At 42.7% G+C, this 19,638-nt stretch carries 11 protein-coding genes; 3 read left to right on the top strand and 8 right to left on the bottom strand.

Annotated features, from left to right (window positions below):
- Positions 1-83 precede the first annotated feature (83 nt).
- From HMPREF9189_RS10410 to HMPREF9189_RS10420, 3 genes are all read right to left on the bottom strand, one after another.
- The gene (locus HMPREF9189_RS10410; RefSeq protein WP_000818290.1) at positions 84-1,004 is read right to left on the bottom strand and encodes a carbohydrate ABC transporter permease; all 921 of its coding nucleotides are present in this window, start codon (positions 1,002-1,004) and stop codon (positions 84-86) included.
- A 13-nt stretch (positions 1,005-1,017) separates the two neighbouring features.
- Positions 1,018-1,947 carry a sugar ABC transporter permease gene (locus tag HMPREF9189_RS10415; RefSeq protein ID WP_000714573.1) on the bottom strand — a complete coding sequence of 310 codons (930 nt, stop codon included), beginning with the start codon at positions 1,945-1,947 and terminating at the stop codon, positions 1,018-1,020.
- A 209-nt stretch (positions 1,948-2,156) separates the two neighbouring features.
- On the bottom strand, positions 2,157-3,272 hold the full coding sequence (locus HMPREF9189_RS10420) for a DUF4767 domain-containing protein (protein WP_000735126.1): 1,116 nt from the start codon (positions 3,270-3,272) through the stop codon (positions 2,157-2,159).
- A gap of 745 nt (positions 3,273-4,017) precedes the next feature.
- Here HMPREF9189_RS10420 and HMPREF9189_RS10425 point away from each other — a divergent pair.
- Positions 4,018-4,278: a hypothetical protein gene (locus HMPREF9189_RS10425; RefSeq protein ID WP_000542374.1), complete on the top strand. Its 261-nt coding sequence runs from the start codon at positions 4,018-4,020 to the stop codon at positions 4,276-4,278.
- A 254-nt stretch (positions 4,279-4,532) separates the two neighbouring features.
- Here HMPREF9189_RS10425 and HMPREF9189_RS10430 read toward each other — a convergent pair whose 3' ends face one another.
- The 4 genes from HMPREF9189_RS10430 to HMPREF9189_RS10445 form a co-directional block, all read right to left on the bottom strand.
- Complete coding sequence (locus HMPREF9189_RS10430; RefSeq protein ID WP_000834569.1) at positions 4,533-9,998, bottom strand: MucBP domain-containing protein; 5,466 nt, start codon at positions 9,996-9,998, stop codon at positions 4,533-4,535.
- Between the two features lie 308 nt (positions 9,999-10,306).
- Positions 10,307-12,187 (bottom strand): beta-N-acetylhexosaminidase, encoded by a 1,881-nt coding sequence (locus HMPREF9189_RS10435; protein ID WP_000256039.1) that lies wholly within the window; start codon positions 12,185-12,187, stop codon positions 10,307-10,309.
- Positions 12,181-13,050 carry an ROK family protein gene (locus tag HMPREF9189_RS10440; RefSeq protein WP_000150732.1) on the bottom strand — a complete coding sequence of 290 codons (870 nt, stop codon included), beginning with the start codon at positions 13,048-13,050 and terminating at the stop codon, positions 12,181-12,183. The genes HMPREF9189_RS10435 and HMPREF9189_RS10440 overlap by 7 nt, the downstream gene beginning before the upstream one ends.
- Before the next feature lie 98 nt (positions 13,051-13,148).
- Positions 13,149-15,794 carry an alpha-mannosidase gene (locus HMPREF9189_RS10445; protein WP_000432744.1) on the bottom strand — a complete coding sequence of 882 codons (2,646 nt, stop codon included), beginning with the start codon at positions 15,792-15,794 and terminating at the stop codon, positions 13,149-13,151.
- A gap of 101 nt (positions 15,795-15,895) precedes the next feature.
- Here HMPREF9189_RS10445 and HMPREF9189_RS12595 point away from each other — a divergent pair, with 101 nt between their 5' ends.
- Positions 15,896-16,087: a hypothetical protein gene (locus HMPREF9189_RS12595; RefSeq protein ID WP_000693085.1), complete on the top strand. Its 192-nt coding sequence runs from the start codon at positions 15,896-15,898 to the stop codon at positions 16,085-16,087.
- Here HMPREF9189_RS12595 and HMPREF9189_RS10455 read toward each other — a convergent pair.
- Complete coding sequence (locus tag HMPREF9189_RS10455) at positions 16,084-17,364, bottom strand: glycoside hydrolase family 125 protein (RefSeq protein ID WP_000263075.1); 1,281 nt, start codon at positions 17,362-17,364, stop codon at positions 16,084-16,086. The genes HMPREF9189_RS12595 and HMPREF9189_RS10455 overlap by 4 nt on opposite strands.
- A 171-nt stretch (positions 17,365-17,535) precedes the next feature.
- Between HMPREF9189_RS10455 and HMPREF9189_RS10460 the strand changes: the two genes are divergently transcribed.
- Entirely contained in the window at positions 17,536-19,623 is a 2,088-nt protein-coding gene (locus HMPREF9189_RS10460; RefSeq protein WP_000803424.1) for a GH92 family glycosyl hydrolase, read from the top strand.
- Positions 19,624-19,638: the final 15 nt, after the last annotated feature.

The following is a 19,638-nucleotide window of genomic DNA, read 5'->3' on the forward strand; positions in this document are numbered from 1 at the left end:
AAACTTATAAACGATTTAATGATTTGTAACTTCAGCCACTAAGATGAAGTTAGGAAAAGAGAAACGGTGTTTCTCAGTAAGTCCTATTCTTTCACACCACCGATGGTCAAACCTTTTACAAAGTAGCGTTGGAAGAATGGATACAGAATGGCAATCGGAAGGGTTGCAACCACAACCATGGCCATACGTCCTGTTTCTTTTGGAAGAGCAACACCCAGTTGACCAGAAAGACCGACTGCTTTAGCAATGTAGTCCATATTTTGTTGGATTTGCATAAGCAAATACTGCAATGGATACAAGTTGTCACTCTTGATGTAAAGAAGGGCGTTGAACCAGTCGTTCCAGAAACCAAGAGCTGTCAAAAGCGTGATGGTTGCGATACCTGGTAGCGATAATGGTAAACAGATTTGGAAGAAGATCCGGGCTTCACTAGCACCATCAATACGAGCGGACTCGAGAATGGCTTCTGGAATGGTCTTCTTGAAGAAGGAACGCATCAAGATGATGTTAAATGGTGAGAGAAGCATTGGAACAATTAAGGCCCAAACTGTATCACCCAGTTGAAGCAAACGAGTTACCACGATATAGCCCGGAACCAAACCGGCGTTGAACAACATACTAAGTAGGACGAAAATCGTAAAGAATCTGCGGTACTTAAAGGTTGTCCGAGAAATGGCGTAGGCATAAGTGGTTGTGATAAAGACATTTGTCAAGGTTCCAACTACTGTTACAAATACTGAGATAAAGAGCGCTTGTAAAATCTTATCTTTAAACTGAGCCAAAAACTCGAAACCATCTAATCCAAACTGTGATGGGAAGAAGCTATATCCATGTTGGAGGATGCTCTTTTCATCTGTGATGGAAATCATGATGACAAAGATAAAGGGCAAGATACAAGAGAGAGCAATCAATCCAGAAATAATACTAAAGAAGATATCTGCCTTCTTACTAAAGGAGTGAATGCCGACATTATCAATTTTTGCTTTTTTAATTTTTTCTGCCATGCTTTCCTCCTTTCTAGAATAGTGCTGAATTTGGATCGACTCGTCTTGCAAGTATATTTGAGAAGATAACGAGAATCAAACCGACAACTGACTGATAAAGACCAGCTGCTGATGCCATACCAATATCCGCTGTTTGAGTCAAACCATTATAGACATAGACGTCTAGTACGTTGGTTACATTATAGAGCTGACCAGCATTGTGTGGGATTTGGTAGAAAAGACCGAAGTCTGCACGGAAGATGTTTCCGACTGCAAGGATAGTCAAAACAGTTATCAGCGGTGTCAACTGTGGAATCGTTACATTGCGAATCCGTTGCCACTTGCTAGCCCCGTCCACTGTTGCTGCTTCGTAGTAGGTTGGGTCAATTCCCATGATAGTCGCATAGTACATGACACTGCTATATCCAAAGCCTTTCCAGATACCTAGGAAAAGGAGAAGATATGGCCAGATACCCAAGTCTGCATAGAAGTTAATTCCCTTCACACCAATGGTTTCCAAGAAACGGTTGATAACCCCTTTGTCGATGTTTAGGAAAGCATCTGTAAAGAAACTGATGATAACCCATGACAAGAAGTAAGGGAACAACATAGATGTTTGGAAGATTTTAACCATTCTCTTAGAGCGGAGCTCGCTGAGGATGATGGCAATACCCACCGACACAATCAAGCCGATAAAGATAAATCCAAGGTTGTAAAGAACGGTATTACGAGTGATAATAAAAGCATCTTTAGAACTAAATAAGAACTTAAAGTTATCGAAACCAACCCACTTACTATTCATAATACTGTGGATAAATCCTTCACCACTCATATGGTAGTCTTTGAAGGCGACCACATTTCCAAATACTGGGATGTAGAAGAATAGAATCAACCAAAGCGCCCCTGGTAAAACCATCAAGAGAAAGATCCAGTTATCTCTTAAGGTCTTTGAAAACTTTTTCATAATTTCCTCCCATTTTATTCCTAAAAACTGATTTCATCGAATTTTTAGGTTTGATAACGATTACATTATTAGTATACTCCTATTTGAAGGCTAGGTTAAACTACTAATTATAGAAAAAACTCCACAAATTATTTTATGTGGAGAAGTTTTTTATAAGAAATAGGTTTCACGAGAAACACTCTACATGCGATAAATGTATTTCCTCTTTACTAATTGAAAACTTGTTCTAATATTGGGTGATGAAACTCGACAAAATGAACCTGGGCATTTATGATAGCCCCTGATTCATTTTTATCAATCTCTGGTCTTCCTTCGGTGTGTAAAAGAGCAGGATTACCATCCTTGTAGCCAAAGAGAATCACCTCTTTCTCTGCTTCATTCACATAGCAAGCTAGGATTTCAAACCGCCCTGAACCTGAACCTGCACTATACCCATACCATTTAAAAGTATAATTCACCCCATCTACTTGTCCAAATTGCATTATCTGGTCTGGCACTGCAAGTCCATAGTAGTGACCATATGTTGCTAAGTTAGTTGACTTAAATCTTTCACCTTTACTATCCGAATAGGATTCCATGGCCGTTTTTATCTTGTCTATTAAAGAACTATTATCTGTATCTGGCTCGCTCTCTGTGGTTACACTTGTTTTTAATAGAAATTCCTTAAAACGTTGCGCTAAATCTGTATTCTCAGTCTCTTCAAAATTTGCAGTAAGGATAGTTTCCAGTGTCTTATCGGTATACAAGACCTGTGCTTGCCCATCCTTCAGTGTAAATAGGTAGAAATGTTTGTCCTGATTGTCATAGTAGGCATCCAAAACCAAGTAATCATAGGCATTGTCACTCGATACTCCAAAAACATTCCATTTGACACTTTTCTGAGAGACAGTTGTTGCTTCTAATTTTTTGATGAGATCATTCTTTTCATCAAAGTTTCTATGCTCTAGTCTATGATAGAACTGCCCCATAGAAGAAGCCCAACTTGCAAACTCTTCTTCCCACTTTTCGGTGTTGTATTGGATCAGCTTATGAAAATCTGAGTAGTTCTTCATAATCAAGGCTTGATCAGTCGGATTAGATAACTGGAGTTCTTCCATGGCTGCAACTGTGGCAGCCATCGGTGACTGAACAGTTGTATCCTTGGATTCTTTTTCGTGCGAAAGAGCTTTTCGATAGGAATCTGCTAAATAGTGAAAATAGTTGGTTGTTTCCTTGGTTTGTTGCTCCCTTGGTATTGACGGACTAGTTGCTCCATCCTCTGTCATTTTATGGCAGGCAGATAAGACTAGCATGCTAGTAGCTAGGACTAGTAGTAGCTTTTTCATGGTCAGACCTCCAAACTATCTTTATACCTTCATTATACTCCTTCCAAGCTATTTTTTCTATTGTACTCCTTGCTCTCAGAGATAGCTCTGAAAAGAATGGGGATAATAGTCAGTTCAAAATATCTTATATAGATGTTTTAGAACTTAGGAATAAGAGGGTAGCAATCCTCCATCTCTCTTAAGCATTAATCTCTTGATTGACTTTTACTTTATTTAGTGTTACTTTCAATATGAAATGGGTATTCTGGAGACTGTAGGTAAAGAAACTGCGCTTATAAGCTCCAATACATCTATTCCTTTGATTCGTCTGACATAGTAACGTCTGAATATCAAAATGATGGAGGGAGTTGAAACAAATGAGAACCGTAATCGTTTCATTTATCATATTGCCAATCCTGACTGGAGGAATCCTATTACAGATTTTTCTCTCCAAAAAAGAAAGTAAGTAGCTGGGTTTCATACTGCCAGGCATAACTTATTGCTTTTCTTTATTGACAATCTTCTCTCTGGCCTTAACTAACAACATAACCTGGTGGGAGATTTTCTGTCTGATTTCCTTAACTTTTTTGCTTGCAAATATCCCTACCTTTATTCTTTTGGCAATTTACTTCGCTTGTCGAAAACATTATTGAAACAATGATTATACCGGATTTGGGACAGGAGGTTGAACACGAAACAATTGATTAAGACGCCTTTTATGCCCTCGTGCTATTGTTGGGGATTAAGTAGGATTATAGGGGAAGAGATGGGCTACAGCCTGCTTTATTTTTACCTTTTGGCTCCTAGTGTCGAATTGTTATGTGGCTTTTCTGCTGGTAAAAGAAGGGTTTGTTATAAATGGTTCTTCCCATTTACAGGGATTTTTAACTGGCTCATTCCATTTGTCGTTTTTGGTGAGCGGTTTATTACAGCAGAATGGGTTTCACTAACACTTATTGCGGTAGCACCAGCTATTCTCGGTCTTTTAGCAGGAACCTTTTACAGTAAGAAAAACCGAAAGATATAAGCTCCGTGCAAGATTTAAAATAGAAACGAGGCGGAATCATTTAGTGATTTCGCCTCGCTTCTATTTCAGCGACCAAAAGTCTCTATTTGCACTTGCTCCTTTCTGAGTCTCATTCCTCAAAACAAGGGAAAAGCCCCACAAGTCAACTAACTGAGGTTGCCTGCGGGGCTCATTTTTCCACTAAATCATTCATCTTTAAACTATTTCTAGTATTTCTTCAATGAAAGACCTGACTTTTTACAACTTATAAAAAGTTATTCGTCCTCTTTTTTCTGACGTCCTGCCAAACCAAGAACTGATAGAAGCAAACCTAGACCTGTCAGCGTTACAAGGCTTGAACCAACTTGAGATTCACCTGTTCGCGGAAGAACTGATGCTGACGTAGCTGGTGAAGCTGGATGTCCTGAGGTGAGCGGTGTCATTGGAGGAGTTGGTTTGACTGGAGTTGATGGAGTTACTGGTGGTTCTGGCTTAACTGGAGTATCCGGAGTGTTAGGAACCTCTGGACTTACTGGCACTGCAGTATAATGAACATCTTTGACAATGTTTTCTTGGGTAACCACTTCTGATGGAACTGTCGCAATATCTACAGTGTAACCTGGAATCACTGGTGATGGGACAGCGTCGTAGTTTGCCTTGTCGCTTGTCCAATCCGTCGTGCTCACAACAGAGCCAGTTACCTTGTCTGTCGTTACGGTACGTGTCCAAGTCGCTGTTTGTACCTTATCTGCTGGAGTTTGACCACCGGCACCATGGTAACGAACAGTCATGCTTACTTGTTTGGTTTCCTCAACTGAAACAGTTTTGTGTTTCAAGCGAATCACCACGTTTTGGTCTACGCTACTGTCGGTATCAAACTGAGCTGGCAATTCATCCTTAGCAGCCACTTCGTAACCCTGTGCCAGATAACTTGCAATCACAGTGTCGTATTTCGTTTTCGCAGCAGCTGGAAGAACCGTACCTGACTCACCTGTTGTCAATTCAACTTGCTTTTCCAGAGTCTGACCGGTTGTCTCATCTACAACTGTGTAAGTAACTTTTTGGGTTTGAGCTGTATTCTGAGCAGTATAATGCACATCCTTGACAATGTTTTCTTGGGTAACCACTTCTGATGGAACAGTCGCAATATCTACTGTGTAACCTGGAATCACTGGTGATGGGACTGCGTCATAGTTTGCCTTGTCGCTTGTCCAATCCGTAGTGCTCACAACAGAGCCTGTTACCTTGTCTGTCGTTACTGTACGTGTCCAAGTTGCTGTTTGCACCTTGTCTGCTGGGGTTTGATCACCGGCACCGTGGTAGCGAACTGTCATGCTTACTGCTTTATTTTCTTTGCTAGAACTTGTACCATGTTTCACATGAACTACTACATTTTGGTCATAACCACTATCGAGGTCAAACTTAGCTGGGAGCTGGTCTTTCGAAACCAATTCATAACCTTGGGCTAGGTAAGCGTCCACGATTGAATCATACTTCGCTTCTGTACCATTTGGAAGAGGTGTATCAGAGTTCCCACTTGTAAGCTCTTGTTTATCTTCCAAAGTGGTATTAGTTGTATCATCAATAATTGTATAGGTTACTTTTTGTTTGTCAGCCTTGTATTTAACCGTAACCTTGATGTCAGCCTGATCAGCAGTTACGGTTTCTGCGTCAACTTTAGCCTTATCTGGTGTGTAGCCATCAACAGTTGGAGAAACTACCTCTGGGAAGGTGCCAGTAGATGGTGCCCAAGCCCCCGGTGTAACATCCTTCGTCACTTCATCTGTTTTCACTTCTCTAGTGAAAGTCAAACTAGCTTTCTTCTCCGGAGCTGCAGGTGTATTATCATCCTCGTAGACGTAGTTAATCGTTTGCGTTACAGTCTTGGTTTCTGTAGAAGTTGACACTTTGTGTTTCAAGCGAATGACCACGTTTTGGTCCACGCTGCTGTCGGTGTCAAATTGGGCTGGCAATTCATCCTTAGAAGTCACTTCGTAACCTTGTGTTAAGTAGCCTGCGACTACGGTGTCGTATTTCGTTTGTGCTGCAGCTGGAAGAGCAGCACCAGACTCGCCTGTTGTCAATTCAACTTGATTTTCCAGAGTCTGACCTGTTGTCTCATCTACAACTGTGTAAGTAACTTTTTGCGTTTGGATTGTGTAATATACATCCTTAACAATATTCTCTTGAGTAACGGTTTCTGCTGGAACCGTTGCAATATCCACGCTATAACCAGGAATCATTGGAGACGGAACAGCATCATAGTTTGCTTTGTCGCTTGTCCAAGCTGTGGCAGAAACTTCTGTACCTGTGATTTTATCTTTTGTTACGGTACGAGTCCAAATCGCTGTTTGCACCTTATCTGCTGGTGTTTGTCCGCCAGCACCATGGTAACGAACAGTCAAGTTTACAGACTTGCTTTCTTGGATATCAGTTGTACCATGCTTCAAGTGAACAACCACATTTTGATCGTGGCTACTGTCAAGGTCGAACTTAGCTGGAAGCTGGTCTTTAGAAACCAATTCATAACCTTGAGCTAGATAAGCATTCACCATTAAATCATATTTTTCTCGGGCACTGTCTGGAAGAGGAGTATCAGAGCCTCCGCTGGTAAGTACTTCCTTATCTTTCAGCGTTTTTTGGGCAGTGTCGTCAATGATGGTATAGGTTACTTTTTGCTTATCTGCTTTATAGGTAACCGTTTCTTCAATATCTGCGCTATCTCCCGTAATCTGTTCAACGGCTGCTACAGTTGCCTTATCTGGTGTATAACCATCAATCTTTGGAGAAACTACCTCTGGGAAGGTTCCGGTAGACGGGAACCAAGGACCCTTATAGACAATCTTATTAGTCACCAGATCCTTGTTGTTAATCCGATAGAACTTCAAAGTCTGAACCTTCGTATCCGCTGCCTCTGTGTTATCTTCATAAACATACTTGATGGTCTCTGTGACTGTCTTTGTTTCTTGAACTGCAGCTCCCTTATGACGTAGATGAACTTCAAAGGTTTGAAGATTTTCATTATAGGTTACACCAGTTGCTGGATAACCATCTGAAACGAGTCCATAATTTCGATCAGTATACGTCTTAATGGTTTCAGCTGTTCGATAAGGATCAGTCTGCCCATAAAAACCATTCAAATCCTTCGTTTCAAGCGTTTCCCCTGTTGTGTCATCGATATAAGTTACCTTTGCACTAGCTGGATTAGCTTTGTAAACAACTGTCTTTTCGATATTGTCACTGTTAGCCGTAATATTGTCAACTGCTGGAACCTCCGCTAAATCTGGAGTGTAACCTTTGATTGTTGGTGATGTTACGGCTGCAAAACTTGTTCCATTTTCCGCTGTCCAATCACCAGTTGTAACATTTGTAACAAGGTCAGTTGTTGCTGTTCTGGTGAATTTTAAGCTACTAGTATGGTCTGGAGCTGCTGGTGCACCACCCTCGTATGTATAATGGATAGTTTCCTTAACCGTCTTTTCTTCTGCTACTGACGTCTTTTTGTGTTTCAAATGAACTTCAAAGGTTTGAAGATTTTCATTATAGGTTACACCATTTGTTGGATAATTGTCTGAAACAAGTTCATAATTTTTATCGGTATACGTCTTAATGGTTTCAGCTGTTCGATAAGGATCAGTCTGCCCATAAAAACCATTCAAATCCTTCGTTTCAAGAACTTTTCCTCCGTTAGTATCATCGTCAATATACGTAACTTTGGCACTAGATTTTTTAGCTGAATAGACATAATAAAATTCTTGGTCGTTGCTAGTGAATGGAATTTGTTTAGTAGTCTTTAACTGTGTACCATACGACGCGATTGCCGTATCAGCTGTTACAAGTGTGTAGCCTGTAATTGTTTTTGGATTAGCGTTATAATCAGGGGTTGGAGTGGCAGTTCCTCCTGCTGGATAACCATATTTATAGTCCTGAGTTTCAATTTCCTTGCCGTTTGTATCGACATAGTGTATTGTAATCTTCTTCTGACCTTCAGCACGCGCAACGGATGGGGTTGTTGTGGCAGAAATCGTTTCTTCTTTAAGCTTAGTTACATTACCATTGTCATCAACGTTATAACTATAACTTCTTGACTCATTCGTTATAGTATTCTTAATTGAGGAATCTGCAAAAGTAATTCGTGTTGAATGCCCAGTTCCTTGAATGACACTAGCATCCTTTAAAATAGCACTAACTTTTTTATTGACTTCTTCTGTTCTGTTGATTTCCTGATATTGATCGCCCATTTGAGCATAGTCGTCAGTTGGCCAAATATCATGATAGGTAGTAGCACCATTTCCTGTCATTTTTCCTAAATTAATAGCAACTGTGTAGGTCCCATCTCCATTATCAATAACAACTGAAGAATTTTTGCCTGCTTGCTTTAATGCTTTAAGAATAGTATCATTTGTTGAATTTGCAGGTAGATTTATTAACTTATTATCTGGATCTGAATTGATGCTAATAGAAGTTGAAGTATCTCCTTTAACAAGATATTTTCCATCCTCACTAATTGCTAAAGTAGAAGTATATCTTTTAAGGTCTGGTTTGATACTAACAATTTTTGACCCATTACCTGGTTTTATACGATGGACAGAAATGATATCACCATTTGGAATTCCTGTTTGTCCAGGGTTGATACCATCGCTTGACAATAAATTATTATAATAATTTGCATCCCCAGTTGAAGTGCCTATTTTTATTGAATTTGCTCTATCGCTACTTGCACTATTATAAACAGCAAAAGGCGCCTGTGCTTTCTCAAATGTTCTTGGTGTTGGTTTAAAAGTAAACTTATTGCCATTTATTTCTAAAATAATATTTTCATAACTTGATTTTGCTGTAAATTTCCCAATAGTCGCTGCCTTTTGAGTAACTGATACCGTCTTTTCAGTATTTTGAGGCATATCTTGGAAGCTTTGGTCTAAGGTGATTTCATAGGCAAGATTATTTGGGGCAGAATGTACAAATTTAATTGTTCCAACACCCTCGATATGCTCTGCTGTTCCAGAACCAAGATTTGCATAGTAAGCACCGTAGGCATTATTTTCCAATTTGACCGGAATACGGAGAACATCACCTTTTTTCAGCGTCCCATCTTGTGTGATTTTAAAGTCCATTTGAACCTTGTCAAGGGAAACTTCTTGAGCAGGTAAGGGTTTTGTATCACCCGGATTCATAAGTGTTCCATCTTTAGTCGTAACCGTTACTGAAAAATTCGAGATTTGAGTTGGGTTTTGTTGCAAACTTCTGCGCGTACGTACCGGAGCAGTCGAACGAGGAGTAGCTGCTGTTTGCCCATCAGTAGACTTTTCAACCAGCTTAGACTCAACAGGTGCTGGAGTTTCTTTCGCGACTGCTGTCGAGTTTGAAGGAGCTACGGATTTTTTGTCTGCCCCTTCCACTTTAGGTGCAGTTTTTGAAACTGACACTTCCTTTTCTGCTTGTTCAACAGTTGGTGCTGGACTAGTAGCTTTTTCTGTTTCCTTAACTTCTGTGGCTGAAGATACTTTCTCTGACTCCACCACTGCTGATTGATCACTATTATTTTCTGATTTCACATCAGTTGTCGAGCTAGTCTCTACTAGACTGCTCAGATTGTTGTTTTCATCTGCTTGTACAGTTGGTGTATCAAGCGCTACTCCATATATCGCCAAGCTAGCGATTGCAATCGAAACAAGTCCAACATTTTTCTTTCGTAGAGAAAATTTTTCATGTCTTCCCTTGTAAATTTTAAAACTTTTCACTTTCTATATTCCTTTCTAAGTTTGACATATGACTATTTTATTAGAGATGGACTTTTACAACCTCTACGCATAGAAAACCTCTATTCTACATTATACATTTTGACTTCTGATAATTCAACTGATACAGTTAAAATCTACCACCTAATTTAATAAAATTCTTGATTCATATAGCTTTTAAGCACATGTATTGCTGAATATGTTATTCTATCAAATATCCCCCACTTCCTATATTTTATCTATTTTTAAATATTATATTTAAGCAAAAACATCTTCTTTTTATAAAGAAGATGTTTGTCAATATTCTACTCCTAAGTCGTATAAATCGTCGAAGCGGTCGCAATGGTGTGCCACTGGTTGGCTGTTGTGGCTGCAAAGTCTTTGTCTCCATAAAAATCGTTGAATGGTAGGATTTCGACTTCTAATTCTTCGATACGGTCAAGCTGACCTGCTAAATAAGCCTCGATGCGACTTTCTGCTCGCTTAATCCTTTGTAAGAGTCCGCCCATACGGATATCGACCGTATCCAAGCCAAAGACCTTATTTTCTTTCAGCCATTGGTGGCTAAAGAGTTTGTGGAAGGTTTCTATCTCACTTCTGAGTTTTGGCAATTCTTGTCTTGCAATTTCTTGTAGACTTTCCTTATCGTTTACTTGGTAGGCCTGACGGATGCGTCGTCCCACATCCACTTTACTGCTTAAAATCTGGTTCAACTGAGCCTGAGTTTCAAAGAGATAGGCGTAGAGGCCTGCTTTATCTTTGATAGAAGCAAGAGTTTCAGCCGCTTGAGCAAAGTGAGGTTTGTCCTGTTCAGGTGTCATGTGTCGGTCAAGAATAGGGCAGAGAACATCCTGATAAAAGACGTAGCGGTTGGGATTGATACCACTGAGATTGCCTGGTAGATCTGGCAAGAGGTTGGCTAGGTCAATCTGCATAAAGTCTTCGACCGATAGACCTGTATTGGTCTTGAAGTGAGCAGACAAACGGTCTAGGTCATTGCGATAGCTGAGTTCTGCCCAGATTTGCAAGCTTGGTAGGATAGAGAACTGGGCTGTTTCGCCACCATTGTCCCCCCAACCAGTCACAATGACTTCTTTGATCTGATTAGCACGACAGGCTTTATTGGCCTCAACAGCAATGAGACGGCTGAAATGGTTGTGAGGCGTAAAACCAATCCACTTCCAAGCACCACCTGCAAAGGCGATATCTTGACTAATCTTATGGTGATTGCGGAAGTTACGGTTGTATTTTTCTTCGCTGTCTTGGTAATAATCCCAGTAAACCAAGGTTACACGATCTTTAAGACGGTCTAGGTAGACACGAGTTTCCTCTGGAATCTCCACGTCACGGTCGTACTGACCATCAGCTGACATGAGCTTAAAGAACATATCACTCCACATCTGGCAGTGGAAACCATACTTGTCTGCAATATCCAGCACGCGCTCCAAGTGTTGGCACATGAGGAGACTACGGTCCACAACACCGTTTAAGATAAGATAGCGTCCCAAGCCAACCAGGTGGGCTTCATCCATCCCGATATTGATCTTGCGAGTTTGCAGTTTAGACAGAGTGGCCAACATGCCATCAATCAAATCATAAACCTTTTCTTCACCGATAAGGAGGATATCCTCAACATCACGGAGTTCTTGCACTTCCTTAACGCCCCATTTGACGAAGGCCGACAAGTGGGCCAAGGTCTGGATACAAGGCACAAAGGTCATATCAAACTGCTGGGCATGGGCTTCGATTTCCTGCAACTCCTCTGCTGAATAGGCTCCACGGAAGTAACCAAAGTATGGTTGCCCCTCAATCTGATAAGTATCTTCCATGTAAAGCTCAAAGGTTGAGTAGCCCATGAGAGCCAAGACCTCAATCATCTGCTTGGCAGAAGCCACATTTAGCACTGCATTTCGGGAACAGTCAGCCATGTAGACTAAATCTTCATAAGCCGCTTGTTCTTCAATCTCTACTTTGTCAGCTTCTGCTAGAGCCGTTGCCAATAAGGACAAGGCACGGTAAAGTTGGTGAGGTTTGCGATAAGTCAGTTGATAGCGGGCACCCTCACCCTTGATAGAGATAGAGGCTTGGTCAGACTGAGCGACTGCTACCTCTACATCTGCTAGCGAAATATGCTTTTTAAGCAACTCTAATGCTTGCTCTTGTTTGGGACTAAGCCCTGTAAATGTTACCACTGATTTTCCTCCTGTAGCCAGTTAACAAGGGCACCGTAGAGATTGGCATCTGCGTGATAGGTGCAGGCTTGGATAACAGGTGCGACCGTGTATTCTTCGTAGGTTTTGACAAATTCATCAACAGCTTTTTTGACGCCTTGGATAAAGTCTGGGTTTTGACTGATGGAGCCACCCAGACTAATGACATCTGGATCGATGAGATACTGGATATTGAGCAAGCCTTGAGCCAGATTACGGTTCATGCGCTCAATGGCTTCTTGACAAAGAACATTGCCAGCTGCGGCCTCTTGGTAAATCTTGCGTCCGTCCCAGTCAGTCTGACCAGATTTTTCAATCACGTATCGCACCATATTTCCTGTAGAGGCTAGTTGCGACCAGTTGTTGAGCTTTTCTGCTGGTGCAATGGTTGTCATGTAGCCAAACTCTCCTCCCAAGCCGTGGCGACCTCGGTGAAGCTTGCCATTGATAATCATGGCCCCACCAATCCCTGTCCCAATCACGACACAGGCTGCATTTTCAATCTCTGGGTGAGCTAGCAGTTCACTAAGTCCAACACAGTTGGCATCATTTTCTAGATGGACAGGTAGCTGATGATGAGCAAGCGTCTCATACCAAGAAAAGCCATGGATGTAAGGTACGGCACTGATTCCCTCAATTACACCTGTTTCTTGATTGACCGCGCCTGGAACGCTCATAGCAATGCCCTTATAATCTTGTTCTGCCAAGCGTTGGTCTAGCCAAGTCAGTAAATCCTCCAAACTTTCTGGCGTTGGAGTACTTGTCTTATCTAGTATTTTTCCATCAGGAGTCAGACTGGCAAACTTAATCCCAGTTCCTCCAATATCAATGGTTGCAATGGTCATTGTTCTTTCCATAAAAAGGGGCGAATCAGTAGTTAGTCCTTACTCTTTCGCCCCTCCTTTCTATCTCATAGTATTAGTTATCAAACACTTTAAAACTGTTAAATGTCTTCTTTTTTGATCAATTCTGTACGAATTTCTTGTGGTGCTAAGAGTCCTGAATGAACGGGGTATGGTCGTTCAAGCAAGTCCAAAATGGTTTGTTGGTGTTCTGATATACGCACATTTTCTTGACTCATATTGTAGTAACGAAGTACATATCCTTCTTCATTTTCAGCTACCTTAAAGGCTGTCGGGCAGACTTGTGGCAAGCTGAGTGCTGCATGGCTCAAGAGGCTGCCAGTCGCTGCCACACTTCCTTCTTGTTTAGCAACTCGAAGACTAGTGAATGGTGTTTGGAAGGCTTTGGCACGACGGAAAGCGGAGAAGCGTTCCCCTGCTTGGTGGCATTCGAGGGCAAACTCGACTTCAAACTCACGCAAGCACTGAGCTTCTGGTGTTGGGAAGTAACCCCAGTCACCTAACTCACCTGAGGCACGAAGAATGGTCACTGCAATAGTGTCATCTCCAAGGATTTCATACTCGTGCAATCCTTTATTGGCCACCGTCACCCCTTTTTCATCATCATAAAGGCTGACAAAGGCTTGTTGGTGTTGTGGATTTTCAGGGTTTTCCCAAGAAGCAGCTGGTTTGTTTGGTCTTGTCACCACCTCATAGATGCTTTCAGAGTCATTGCTTGGACGAGTGTTATGAGTCTTAACCAAGAGACGGATACGGTGGTCCTTGGCTGTGTTAGTAAAGCGAGTCTTAAAGCGGATTTGTGGATTGTCAACAAAGACGGTCATCTCTGTTTCAAGAAGAATGCTTGTCAATTCATCTGAGCGTCCAGCTTCACGCGTCATAAACTCGATGATACCTCTTTGTTCCTCATCCAGTTTTTCGTCTGCACTTACTGGAACTGTCAATTCATGCTTGAGCAAGATCTTAGCAAAACGTGCTGTATTTTCCAAGACTTCACAGCCTTTGAGTTCTGCGTAGATAGGCTCTGTTCCTTTTGGCTGGAAATAGATGTACTCATTTCCAATGTCACCACGGTCTTCAAAGCGAATAACATCTTCATAAGCTTCATGAGTTGTCTTGTCGTAGACCGTGATGTTTTCATCCACACTTACCGTTACAAATGGCGTATCAATCACTCCATTTTGGTAAATACCGTCACGGTGTTCTTGTTCTCCTTCGAGCAATTGGAAGGTTGTCCAAGAAAGTGGTGCCAGATGAACAGGTACTGTCACGCGCACTTGACGAGCGATACGAGCCTGGCGGAACTTGTCTTTTGGCAAATCATACTCAAAGTTAGCTCCCAGATCTTCGATTTTCGCTTCGACAGCATGCCCTTCCAAGTCTTCGACACGGTAGCTTGGCAAGGTCAAGGCTGCCATCTTCTTATAGCCTTCTGTTGGGTGCAATTCTTTGAAATCACAAGTCGCTACATCAATCACTGTGCTGACCGTATCAACCTTGTCATGCAAGCCTGTGTTAATGACGGTAAAGAGATGGTCGCTTTGGGCTTCGTGGGTTGCAATTTTACCCTTCCACTCGTTGAGAAGATTGGTCTTAACGAAGTTTCCGACTTGGTTGACCTTGGCAAAACGTGTCTCCATCTCACGGTGAACCTCGTCCACGCTACAGCCACAGATACTGTCATGTGGCGCATTTTGTAGAAGGACTTTCCAAGCATAGGTCAACTGGTCCTTATGGTTGTGCCCACCGGTGATGACGGTCAATGGTTCCACTACTTGTTCTAGCAGGTTGCTATTTTCTTGGAAGGCTTGTTTGAGGTAAATGCGGGATGAAGAAGTGTTGGCAAGCGTGTACCAGCCATCTGTTTCTTGACTGGTCAACTCACCTGTAACGGTAGATAGTTGCTCAGGTAGAGCACTTTCTACTGCATGGACATAGTCATCAAAGGAACTATGCACAAAAGTCACATCTGGGAAGAGTTCATTGGCTACACGAATAGCTTCGCTCAGATTTCGCTGTACAGGCTGGTGGTCACAGCCGTTCATCATCAACCATTGGTTGGTTGAAGCGTAGTCACGCACGTCTGACAGTTTTTGTTTCCAAAAGGCCAGGGCTTCATCCTTATCAACTGGGATTTCATTCCCATTACTATACCAGTTGGCAAAGAGGATACCGAGAACGCGACTTCCGTCCGCACCCTGCCAGTACATTTCTGAAAACTGGGAAGTAAACTGCTCATCTTCGAGAACTTGGTTGTCAAATCCAATCGGCTTCACACCACGCCCAAAAGCTGCCACGTGAATGCCTGATTTTTGAAGGATTTGAGGAGCTTGTCCCATATTTCCAAAGGTATCTGGGAAGTAACCAATCTGGGTTGATTTGCCCCATTTTGCACATTCAGCTTGTCCAATCAAGGTATTGCGGACGTTAGCTTCGCTGGAAATCAAGTAATCATCCTGCAAGATATAGAAAGGACCAATCTTGAGTTTGCCTTCGTCGATGTAACGTTGGACTTTGTCGCGGTTTTCAGTGCGAATTTCCAAGTAGTCATCAAGGACAATCGTTTGGCCGTCCAAGTGGAAACTCTTGAACTCAGGGTCATTTTCAAAAAGATCAAAAAGATTGTCAAACAATTCCACCAGCTGCATCCGGTGGCTTTCAAAAGGTAAGTACCACTCACGGTCCCAGTGACTATGTGAGATAATATGTACGACAACATTTTCCATGAAGTAAAACCTCATTCTAAATTTAAATTTTAACGTTTTAAATGTAAATTTGTGATTCTGACACGAATCGGTGAAACTAAAGCGAGCCCCTTTTATACTCAATGAAAATCAAAGAGCAAACTAGGAAGCTAGCCGCAGGCTGCTCAAAGCACTGCTTTGAGGTTGTAGATAGAACTGACGAAGTCAGCTCAAAACACTGTTTTGAAGTTGTGGATGGAACTGACGAAGTCAGTAACCATACCTACGACAAGGCGAAGCTGACGTGGTTTGAAGAGATTTTCGAAGAGTATTAGCGGATATCCAGGTAATCCAAGACTAACTCACAGAACATCATGTTGGCCCATGAGAACCATTCGCGAGAGTAGAGCGTTGGATCATCTACGTGGAAGCTTTCATGCATGACACCTGTGCCACCATCGCAGGCAACGAGCTGATCGAGCAAGAATTTCTTCTCCGCCTTATCTCTTGTTGTCAAGCCTTGGATAGAAAGGGCGATTGGCCAGATATAGCGATAGAAGGTGTGAGAACTTCCGAGACCGCTAGCGTATGTTCCTTGGTAGAAGTAGGGATTTTCAGGGCTCAGAATGGTGCGACGAGTTGCTTGGTAAATCTCATCATCAATCGCACAGTAACCAAGATATGGAGCAGCCAGTAGACTTGGTACGTTTGGATCATCCATGATGCTAGCATTTCCTAGACCATCCACTTCAAAGGCGTAAATCTTTTCGCCCTTGCTATTGGTGGTGTAGGCATAGTTTTCGATCCCTTCTTGGATCTCTGCTTGCAGACGTTTAGCATCTGCGATGATGTTTTGGCTATCAGCTAGGTCTAGTTCGACAAAGATTTCTTGCACATAACCCAAGACAACGACGGCAAACATATTGGATGGAATCAAGTAGCTATACTGACAACAATCATCACTCGGACGAAAAGCTGACCAGGTCATTCCTGTCACGGCAAAGTCAGGACCAAAACCATCATTTACCAAAGTGTCTTCCTTACGGTCGGTATCACGAACAAAGCGATATGGAGAGTTGTTGTGGTCCTGCTCTACCGTCCAGAGATGAAGGATTTCCTTAGTTGCTGTGACAAAAGTTTCATCAAACTGACTGGTTTCCCCTGTTTCTTTCCAAAGGAGATAAGCCAACTGCAAAGGATAGCAAAGCGAGTCCACCTCATACTTGCGCTCCCAAATCCAGCCGTTAAGGTCGGTGTGGTCAGTCTCATGGTGCCCCTTCCAGTTTTCCTCAATGTTAAAGGAGTTGGCATAAGGATCCTTGAGCACCAAGGTCATCTGACGCTTGACCAAACCTGCAATGGTCTGACGCAAGAGAGAATCTCTCTTAGCCACATGAAGGTAGGGTCTGAGTTGGGCCGTCGAATCCCGAAGCCACATGGCAGGAATATCTCCTGTGAGTACAAAAGTTGAGCCATCTTCTAGGATCTCAACCGTATTGTCCAAGGTGTCGGTGTAGCAACGCTCAAAGACATCCACCCACTCCGGATGGTCCTTGGCACGCTCTGCTACTTCATCCAGCCACTCTCTGACAATCTCTTTTGAATAAACCATTTTTAATTTTACCTCTTTCAAACAAGTTTCATGTTCAGTATATAGCTTTTAGTCCAGAAAATATATACACAAATGATAGTCATTTTTCTACAAAATTGCTAACTTTCGAACCCCATATCTAAAGGCCTCATTTTTCTGATATAATGTAGAAAAACAACTAAAGGAAAGACTATGAAACCACTACTTGAAACCATTGATACCCGCTTTGGCACTGCCAGCAAGCATGCCTTCTCTCGGGGAAATACCCTGCCATACACAGGCGTGCCTTTTGGGATGAATTATTTTGTGCCCCAGACCAGTGACCAGGAGGGAGCTTGGTTCTTCGATCCGCACCTGCCCATCTTTCAGGGGATTCGCTTAACCCACCAGCCCAGCCCCTGGATTGGGGACTACTCTTGGCTCCTTCTGACACCTGTCACAGGTCAGCTTGGGGGAGACAGTCTCTTTCACCGCCAGTCTTCTTATGATATAGATAAAGCTTGCTTCCAGCCTCACTATTTGAAACTCTTTTCTCTGCGCTATCAGATTGAAACCCAGCTCACACCGACTTGCTATGGCGCTTCTATTCGCCTAGAGCAAAAGCAAGGTAAATCCCTCTCCCTCTACCTTCACGCTGCAGATGATTTAACAATTGAGCAGGTAGATAAGCGGAATCTTGCCCTAAGACAAGAAGGCAAAACTGAGACCAATAAAAATCCGCTGATACTCTTCACTGCTCTGCAAATGAATACAGAGATTCTTGCTGTCAACCAAGAAAGCGGAGACTGGCGGATTGACTTCGCAGATAGCCATGCCGAGATTCAACTAGGGACTTCTTTCATCTCCCCTTCTCAAGCGCTGCTCAATCTACCTCAAACGGACTTTGATAGCTGTAAAGCAAGTGCGAAAGCGGACTGGGAAAATCTCCTCCATCGTTTTGATGTTCTTGAGATAGGGGAAGCCGACCGAACCTTCTTTGACCACTGCCTCTACAGACTCTTCCTCTTCCCACAGACATTTTATGAGGTGAACGAGTCAGGGCAGGCCATCCACATGGATTTGTCTACTGATACTGTCAAGCCTGGTGTTCTCTTTAACAACAATGGTTTCTGGGATACCTTTCGCACCACCTTCCCCCTCTTTGCCCTTATCATACCGGAACACTATCACCGCTTTCTAGAAGGTTTCCTCAATAGCTACCGCGATACTGGTTTTCTGCCTAAATGGCTAGCCCCAGATGAACGTGGCATGATGCCAGGGACTCTATTGGACGGTATTATCGCAGATAGTGCCTGCAAGGAAATGGCTCCTGACTTGGAAGAAGAACTCCTCCAAGCCATGCTTGAAACAGCCACCAAGTCTGACCCTCTCGGCATCAATGGTCGTCACGGACTAACCCAATACCAAGAACTGGGCTATCTATCCACAGACAATCACGAAAGCGTCAGCCACACCCTAGACTACGCCTATAGTGATTTTTGCATCGCCAGCTGTGCCGAAAAACTAGGGAAAACAGAGATTGCTAACACTTATAACACTTCTTCTCAAAATTTCCGTCATCTCTTTGACTCTGAGACAGGCTACATGCGAGCGCGAGATCGTCAAGGAAACTTCCGTCCTGACTTCTCTCCTTACAGTTGGGGACGTGACTACGCCGAATGTTCTGCCATTCAAGCGACTTTAGGTGTCTTACATGACATCCCAGGTTTGCGTCAACTGATGGGTGGAAAAGAAGTCTTTAGTCGCTACCTTTTGAAAGCCTGTCAGGATACTCCTCTCTTTGAAACAACTGGCTATGGTTACGAGATTCATGAAATGAGCGAGATGGCTACTGCTCCCTTTGGACAAGTCGCCATTTCCAACCAACCTAGTTTCCACATCCCTTATCTCTTCCGCTACAGTGACTACCCTGACTACACTGCTCTTCTCATCAAGTCGATACGTCAGAAAGCCTTTCACCCAAGTTGGCAAGCCTATCCTGGCGATGAGGACAACGGTAGTCTCTCTGCTTGGTACATCTGGTCGGCTCTTGGATTCTACCCGACCTGTCCAGGCAAACCCAGCTACGACCTCGGAATCCCTCTCTTTGACCATCTGCGTGTCTACCTAGCTAAGGAAAATAAATGGCTAGATATCCATGCTGAGCAAAACTACAGCCATTTTAACTTTGTCAAAGAGTGTCGATTGGACAAGACCTCTGTATCTAGCATCCAACACCAAGACCTCTTGAAAGCTGAGCAACTGACCTTCACCCTCAGCTGGCTACCAAATCACTCATAACCAAAAGAACCTTTG

Origin of the sequence: Streptococcus sp. oral taxon 071 str. 73H25AP (genome assembly GCF_000146755.1) — a bacterium.
In the GTDB taxonomy this organism is placed as follows: Bacteria; Bacillota; Bacilli; order Lactobacillales; family Streptococcaceae; genus Streptococcus; species Streptococcus oralis_T.